General features: G+C 43.9%; 8 protein-coding genes. 7 read left to right on the forward strand and 1 reads right to left on the reverse strand.

Annotated features, from left to right (window positions below; translation table 11 throughout):
* Positions 1-38 precede the first annotated feature (38 nt).
* The 7 genes from KEJ24_03775 to KEJ24_03805 all read left to right on the forward strand — a co-directional run bounded on the left by KEJ24_03775 (position 39) and on the right by KEJ24_03805 (position 5,883).
* Positions 39-320: a hypothetical protein gene (locus KEJ24_03775; GenBank protein ID MBS7646936.1), complete on the forward strand. Its 282-nt coding sequence runs from the start codon at positions 39-41 to the stop codon at positions 318-320.
* 134 nt (positions 321-454) lie between these two features.
* Positions 455-631 carry a hypothetical protein gene (locus tag KEJ24_03780; protein ID MBS7646937.1) on the forward strand — a complete coding sequence of 59 codons (177 nt, stop codon included), beginning with the start codon at positions 455-457 and terminating at the stop codon, positions 629-631.
* 100 nt (positions 632-731) lie between these two features.
* Entirely contained in the window at positions 732-1,172 is a 441-nt protein-coding gene (locus tag KEJ24_03785) for a 4Fe-4S dicluster domain-containing protein (protein MBS7646938.1), read from the forward strand.
* 4 nt (positions 1,173-1,176) lie between these two features.
* Positions 1,177-2,487, forward strand: coding sequence for an NAD(P)/FAD-dependent oxidoreductase (locus KEJ24_03790; GenBank protein ID MBS7646939.1), 1,311 nt, complete (start codon positions 1,177-1,179; stop codon positions 2,485-2,487).
* Positions 2,462-3,610: a glutamine amidotransferase family protein gene (locus tag KEJ24_03795; GenBank protein ID MBS7646940.1), complete on the forward strand. Its 1,149-nt coding sequence runs from the start codon at positions 2,462-2,464 to the stop codon at positions 3,608-3,610. Before KEJ24_03790 ends, KEJ24_03795 begins: the two co-directional genes overlap by 26 nt.
* On the forward strand, positions 3,595-5,106 hold the full coding sequence (locus KEJ24_03800; GenBank protein MBS7646941.1) for a 4Fe-4S dicluster domain-containing protein: 1,512 nt from the start codon (positions 3,595-3,597) through the stop codon (positions 5,104-5,106). The genes KEJ24_03795 and KEJ24_03800 overlap by 16 nt, the downstream gene beginning before the upstream one ends.
* Before the next feature lie 3 nt (positions 5,107-5,109).
* Positions 5,110-5,883 carry a hypothetical protein gene (locus tag KEJ24_03805; GenBank protein ID MBS7646942.1) on the forward strand — a complete coding sequence of 258 codons (774 nt, stop codon included), beginning with the start codon at positions 5,110-5,112 and terminating at the stop codon, positions 5,881-5,883.
* A 124-nt stretch (positions 5,884-6,007) separates the two neighbouring features.
* Here the strand turns inward: KEJ24_03805 and KEJ24_03810 are convergent, their stop codons facing one another.
* Positions 6,008-6,370 carry a hypothetical protein gene (locus KEJ24_03810; protein MBS7646943.1) on the reverse strand — a complete coding sequence of 121 codons (363 nt, stop codon included), beginning with the start codon at positions 6,368-6,370 and terminating at the stop codon, positions 6,008-6,010.
* Positions 6,371-6,603 lie beyond the last annotated feature (233 nt).

Here is a 6,603-nt window from a genome sequence, read left to right on the forward strand (position 1 = left end):
TTGAAATTATGTGAAAGTTAAGTCGGTTAAGTTATGGAATGCAAAACGATCTTCTAATAAAGAAGAAGATAAAAAAGGGTGCTCTCTCAGGAGGCCTAGACACAAGCATCTTGGCGGTTGTGGCTTCAAAGTATATTCGCCAAAAGGCATTCACGTGTGCTTTTCAAAGGGCACCAGCGCCAGATATTGAACACGCTAGGATTATGGCAGAAAGGCTGAATCTGCCGCATTATATGCACTTATTAACCGAGGAAGAACTCTACGAAGCTGCCCGCTTTGTCATAAAAACTTTACAAGTATTTGACCCTATGGAGGTTTGAAACAGCTCCACAATATACATTGGATTGAAGCTTGCTAAAGACAACGGAGTAAAAAGCGTCATGACTGGAGACGCTCTCGACGAACTTATGGCGGGTATCCATGGCTCTTTAAATGGAACAGCAGAGAGTTAGAGTTGCATAAGATTTGGGATACAATGGTTTTCTCATCGGTTCTCATAGGAAAAGCAGTTGGAATAGAAGTTAAAACACCATACCTTGATCCAGAATTCAAGGACTACGCCATAAAACTAATGGCGCCAATTAAGTTGCTAAACTACAATAGAAACTCACATAATACCGGGCGCTATTAAATAGTTACCACTCAGTTATCGAGAACCTCTAATAATGTTTATATATTAGAAAAGTGTAGGTAATAGGCAACCTATTGCCAAGAACAACAGTGAAACAGTTATGAAGAGAGTCTACGTCAATGAAGAACTCTGCATGGGCTGTGGATTGTGCGAAGTCTACTGTGCAGTTCAGCATTCAAAGTCCAGAGATCTTCTCAAGGCATTTAAGAGAGAAACGCCCAAACCAGTCAGCCGCATTAAACTGCTCCAAGAAAAGCCGGTATCTTTTCCAGTTCAATGTAAGAGCTGTCGTGACCCTTTATGTGTTTCTGCATGCCTATCGGGTGCAATGCACGTTGACGAGAAAACAGGATCAGTAATACATGATGAAGAAAGATGCATTGGATGTTTGACATGCGTCATGGTTTGTCCCATCGGCGCCGTTAGAATAAACCCAAACAACAGCGAAACTGTGATCAAATGTGACCTATGCCAAGGATCGGAAATACCTGCTTGTGTGAAGTTCTGTCCTAATGAGGCTTTAACCCTTGAGGAGAGATAGGTTGATGGTTAAGTATGTGATCATAGGCTGCTCAGCTGGAGCGGTAGGTGCTGTTGAAGCCATAAGGGAATTAGACCCCGTGGGAGATATTGCTGTGATAAGCGAAGAACCCATTCCTGCTTATTCGCGTCCAATGATAGGTAAATACCTCAGTGGAGAAGTGAACCTAGAGAACATGATTTTTCCATCAAAGAATTTCTGGGAAAAACAAAAAGTTCAGCTGTTCCTTGGGAAGAAGGCTGTTAAACTTGACTTGACCAGGAAAGAAATTGAGCTTGAAGATGCTGAAAAAATCGGTTTTGACAAACTTCTGATAGCGACGGGAAGTAAGCCGATCATACCAAACATTGAAGGCGTAACAAAAAAGGGCGTATACACGTTTACGAGAATAGCTGATGCTGAACATATCAGAGAGACTGTTTATGCTATCAAGGCGCAAAAGGCAGTCGTCGTAGGTGTAGGCCTCATCGGTATAACAGTCACAGAAGCGTTAGCTAAGCTTGGATTAAAGGTCACCCTTATTGGACGAAGAGACCGTGTTCTCAATCAAGTGCTTGATCAAAAGGCTGCGGGAATCCTTGAGGAAGCAATGCGAAAAGAAGGTGTGTGCATAGTTAAAGGTCGTACAGTTCAACGTATTCTAGGGAGAAAGGATAACGACGACATGGTTGGCGGTGTCCTTCTTGATGATGGAAGTGCAATAGAATGTGATTTAGTTGTGTTTGCTGTTGGTGTTGTCCCAAGAACGGAGCTTGTTATCAACACTGAATTGAAAATCAACAATGGGGTTCTGACCGATAGATTTACGCGAACCAACATTCCTGATGTCTACGCTTGTGGCGATGTAGCTGAAACATACGACTTCGTCGTTGGAAAACAACGAGTTCTTGCACTGTGGCCATTGGCCAGAATCAGCGGTAGAGTTGCAGGATATAACATGGCTGGGCTAAAACTTGAATATCCAGGTGTGGCATCTATGACCGCTCTCAACCATTTCGGGGTTCCAATAATTTCTGTTGGTTTAACTACTCAAAGCGGAGATTCTGAAGGTTATGAAACGCTGGTTTTCCATGACCAAAAAAGGAGGATTTACAGGAAAATTATGCTTAAAAGTGGAAAAATCATGGGTATGACACTTGTTGGAGACGTTGAAAGAGCTGGTGTGATTTTCCACCTTATGAAAAATAAAGTTAACGTTGAGGATTTCAAACACAAACTCATAGCCGATAATTTCAGTTTAGCGTCTCTGCCTGAAACTCTAAGAAAACAACTCATCTGGGAGGTTTGTAATGAATTTCACTACTCTCCTAAATAATCCTTACAATGACGACAAAGTCATCGATGCTTGTGGGCTTTTCGGTATGATGGACCTTACTGGGAGATGTTTTGGGTCAAAGGACCCCATTAAAGCCATCTCAAATATGCGTGAAAGGGGAAATGGTCTTGGCGGGGGCTTTGCCATTTACGGGCTTTATCCTGAACATAAGGATGACTATGCATTCCACATAATGTATTTGAATACGGAAGCCAAAGAAAAAGTGGAGAGGCTTTTATCACAAAACTTTGACGTTGTCGAAGCTGAAGAAATGCCCACTAATCCAAAAGCGAACGTTTGGAACCCTCCTCTTATTTGGCGATATTTCCTCCAGCCAAAGAAGAGCGCTGTCAAAGGTCAACAAGACGATGAATATGTGTTTTATAACGTTATGAGGATCAATACCGAGTCAGATGGCGCTTTTGTATTCTCCAGCGGAAAAAACATGGGCGTATTTAAGGGTGTAGGCTTTCCAGAGGATATTGCCGAGTATTTCTGCCTAGATGAATACGAAGGTTACTTGTGGGTCTGTCACGGGAGGTTTCCAACAAATACTCCAGGCTGGTGGGGCGGTGCTCACCCATTTAGCATCCTTGACTGGGTAGTTGTGCATAACGGGGAACTTTCAAGCTATGGAGCCAACAGGAGATTCCTCGAAATGTACGGTTACCACTGCACAATGCAGACAGACACGGAAGTCATGGTTTACGCATTAGACTTGCTGGTAAGGAGGCATAAGTTGCCAATGGAAGTCGCCGCCAAAATATTGGCTCCGCCTTTATGGATCGAAATCGACACTATGGAACCAAGCAAAAAAGAGGTATACACAGCGTTACGCCAATGCTACGGCAGCTTACTCATGAATGGGCCGTTCACCATAATCGCAGCCCGCACAGGAGAAATGATTGGTTTAACAGACCGCATAAAGCTAAGACCGCTTACAGCAGGCATTAAGGGCGATTTGCTCTTTTTGTCTTCCGAAGAATCCGCCATACGGGCAGTTGCACCCAATTTGGATAAAGTTTGGAGCCCCCGTGGAGGCGAACTCGTAATTGGTAGGCTTAAAACAATAAGAGCCCCGGAAATCGTGGCCCCTGAGGTGGGAAGATCAAGAGCTATATAGAGCCAGAATTTATTGTCGAGCGAGACGACCAAAAGTGCATACGATGTAAGGTCTGCATAAACCAGTGTACCTACGATACGCACTATTATGACCCTGAAGACGACGTTATCCGGAGTCGTGACGAAAATTGTGTAAACTGCCATCGTTGTGTGGTATTCTGTCCTACGAAAGCGATAACTATAAAGAGAAACACGACGCGATACACCGAAAACTGGCATTGGACCCAAGAGGTAATAACAGCAATCAAGAAACAGGCTGAAAGTGGCGGGGTAATTTTAACAGGTATGGGATGTGATAAGCCTCATTACACTTATTGGGATAAAATTCTCCTCAATGCCAGCCAAGTGACTAATCCATCAATAGACCCTCTGAGAGAACCTATGGAGCTTAGAACATTTTTAGGCCCGAAACCTGATAAGCTTGAACTTGAATTGGAAAACGGTGACGTAGTATTAAAAACGAAGTTGTCGCCTCAACTGTGTGTTGAAACTCCAATTCTCTTTGCAGCAATGTCCTATGGAGCTGTAAGTTTCAACGTTCATTTAGCATTGGCTCGGGCCGCTGCGCAGTTCGGCACTTTAATGAATACTGGAGAAGGTGGTTTAGACAAACGGCTATACAAGTATGGGGATCACATAATTGTTCAGGTGGCTTCGGGACGTTTCGGTGTCAGCTTAGACTATTTGAATGTGGGTGCAGCGATAGAAATTAAAATTGGGCAGGGCGCCAAGCCAGGAATAGGCGGCCATCTTCCCGGGGAGAAAGTCACAGTGGAGATATCCAGAACACGCATGATTCCAGTAGGAACGGATGCTTTATCGCCAGCACCTCATCATGACATATACTCAATTGAAGATTTGCATCAACTGATCTATGCCTTGAAAGAGGCAACAGACTATATCAAGCCTGTGGGCGTCAAGATAGCCGCTGTGCATAACTCTGCCGCCATCGCAAGTGGCATGGTTCGAGCTGGGGCCGACTTCATCGTTCTTGATGGAGTTAGAGGCTCAACCGGTGCGGCGCCTAAAGTCATTAGGGATAACGTGGGCATCCCCATAGAGTTGGCTTTAGCTTCGGTGGATCAACGCCTAAGAGAGGAGGGCATTCGCAACAAGACGTCCATAATAGTGTCTGGGGGTATAAGAGGCAGCGCCGACATTGTAAAGGCGATTGCCTTAGGAGCAGACGCTGTTTACATTGGCACGGCTGCCTTGGTAGCCATCGGCTGTACCTTATGCCAGAAATGTTACACAGGAAAATGTCCATGGGGCATAGCAACTACGGATCCATGGATTTCTAAGCGTGTCAATCCAGACATCGCCGCAAGAAGACTTGTTAACCTTTTGCAGGCGTGGAGTCTTGAGATCAAAGAAATGATGGGCGGCATGGGTATAAACTCTATTGAAAGTCTCCGCGGCAACCGTTCACAACTCCGCGGCGTGGGATTGACGGACACTGAACTTAAGATTCTAGGAATAAAAATGGCTGGTGAATGAGAAATGAAGCCCTCTAAACGTTTAGAGCAAGACTCTATCAGGGATGATGTGGCAATTATAAATGCTGAGGGTATGCACTATAGAGACTTAAACTTTTTAATAAAATCCAATAGTAACTCTGTTAGGAGGATAGATATCTACAACGTTGATGGACAAAGATACATAGGCACAGGCCTTAAAAGTAACATTGAACTTCACCTGTACGGAACACCTGGCAACGACCTTGCAGCCTTCATGGACGGCCCCACAATTTACGTCCATGGCGACGCACAGGATGGCGTTGGAAACACCATGAACAATGGAAAAGTTGTTGTTTACGGACGCGCAGGAGATATAGTCGGGTATTCTATGCGAGGTGGCAAAATCTTCATTCGTGATGATGCAGGATACAGAGTTGGCATACACATGAAAGAATATGGCAATCAGAAGCCTATCCTCGTAATTGGAGGCACAGTTCAAGACTTTTTAGGAGAGTATATGGCTGGAGGAATTTTAGTCGTTTTAGGACTAACGTTGAAAGACAGGGAAACATGTAAAGCTAAATTTGTGGGCACGGGAATGCATGGTGGCATAATATATTTCAGGGGACAACTATCACATACGGGAAAGGAGGTAAAGGTCACAGAGATCGAAAAAGATGATGTGGCCGTGCTTAGGCCCATCATCGAGGAGTTTTGCAACCACTTCAACCTCGACGTTGACACCATACCCCTAAAAGAATTTAAAAAACTGATTCCGCACTCAACTAGACCATATGGAAAACTTTACGCCTACTAAACACCGAGGCCCCGCCATATTGTTCTCTCTTAATAACGTCTAAAAGAATATTTGGAATTTGTGTGAGTTTCTCAGCATTGTCGAATAAAAAGAGGGGGCTGGTGCAAGGCGTGGGATTCTGGATTTACATTCTTCTGATGCTTGTTTCATTCGTGGCTAAGATTTTTCTGAGCTCGTTTACGCGTGCTTCCACGACTCGGATTAGCATTGCTCTAAGTTGCTCCCTGTTGAAATTTCTTTCAACTTTTTTAACTTCATTTGCTAGGTAAGCGTCCCCTATAGTTGTCCTGATCCAATTTTCAAAGTCCCCGCGTTTAGAGTGAAACTCCACAGATTTTAAATCTACTGTTTTAAGTTTTTGGCAGAAATCAGCCAGGCTAGTGGCATAAACTCCAATATACTGGCCTAGACCCGTAAAGAAGAAGAAACCATTATTGTCGGGAACACGCCTAAGAATCCTCGAGGCGGTTTCCATATCAACAACCATAACTACACCATAAATATTATCGCGGCATTTCACTTTAAGCTTGCGCCCGTTCCTCTGCACTCAAATGGATTTCTTAGATTAATTATTAATCATGTCTGCTTGGTTACTTCCAATATGTCTAAGGGTATACGAAGCTTCTCATGCTAAGTGTTTTAAGCTTATCTGTCAATAAAATGTTGATGGGAGGCGGATCAAATGGTGGAAGCTGTTAAGGCCTATGTTGTGGCTACGGT

It is taken from the genome of Candidatus Bathyarchaeota archaeon (genome assembly GCA_018396705.1).
Lineage (GTDB): Archaea > Thermoproteota > Bathyarchaeia > Bathyarchaeales > Bathycorpusculaceae > DRVP01.

Coding starts and splice junctions, on each gene's coding strand:
- KEJ24_03775 (MBS7646936.1), top strand. CDS start 39: ATGCAAAACGATCTTCTAATAAAGAAGAAGATAAAAAAGGGTGCTCTC.
- KEJ24_03790 (MBS7646939.1), top strand. CDS start 1,177: ATGGTTAAGTATGTGATCATAGGCTGCTCAGCTGGAGCGGTAGGTGCT.
- KEJ24_03785 (MBS7646938.1), top strand. CDS start 732: ATGAAGAGAGTCTACGTCAATGAAGAACTCTGCATGGGCTGTGGATTG.
- KEJ24_03805 (MBS7646942.1), top strand. CDS start 5,110: ATGAAGCCCTCTAAACGTTTAGAGCAAGACTCTATCAGGGATGATGTG.
- KEJ24_03795 (MBS7646940.1), top strand. CDS start 2,462: ATGAATTTCACTACTCTCCTAAATAATCCTTACAATGACGACAAAGTC.
- KEJ24_03810 (MBS7646943.1), bottom strand. CDS start 6,370: ATGGTTGTTGATATGGAAACCGCCTCGAGGATTCTTAGGCGTGTTCCC.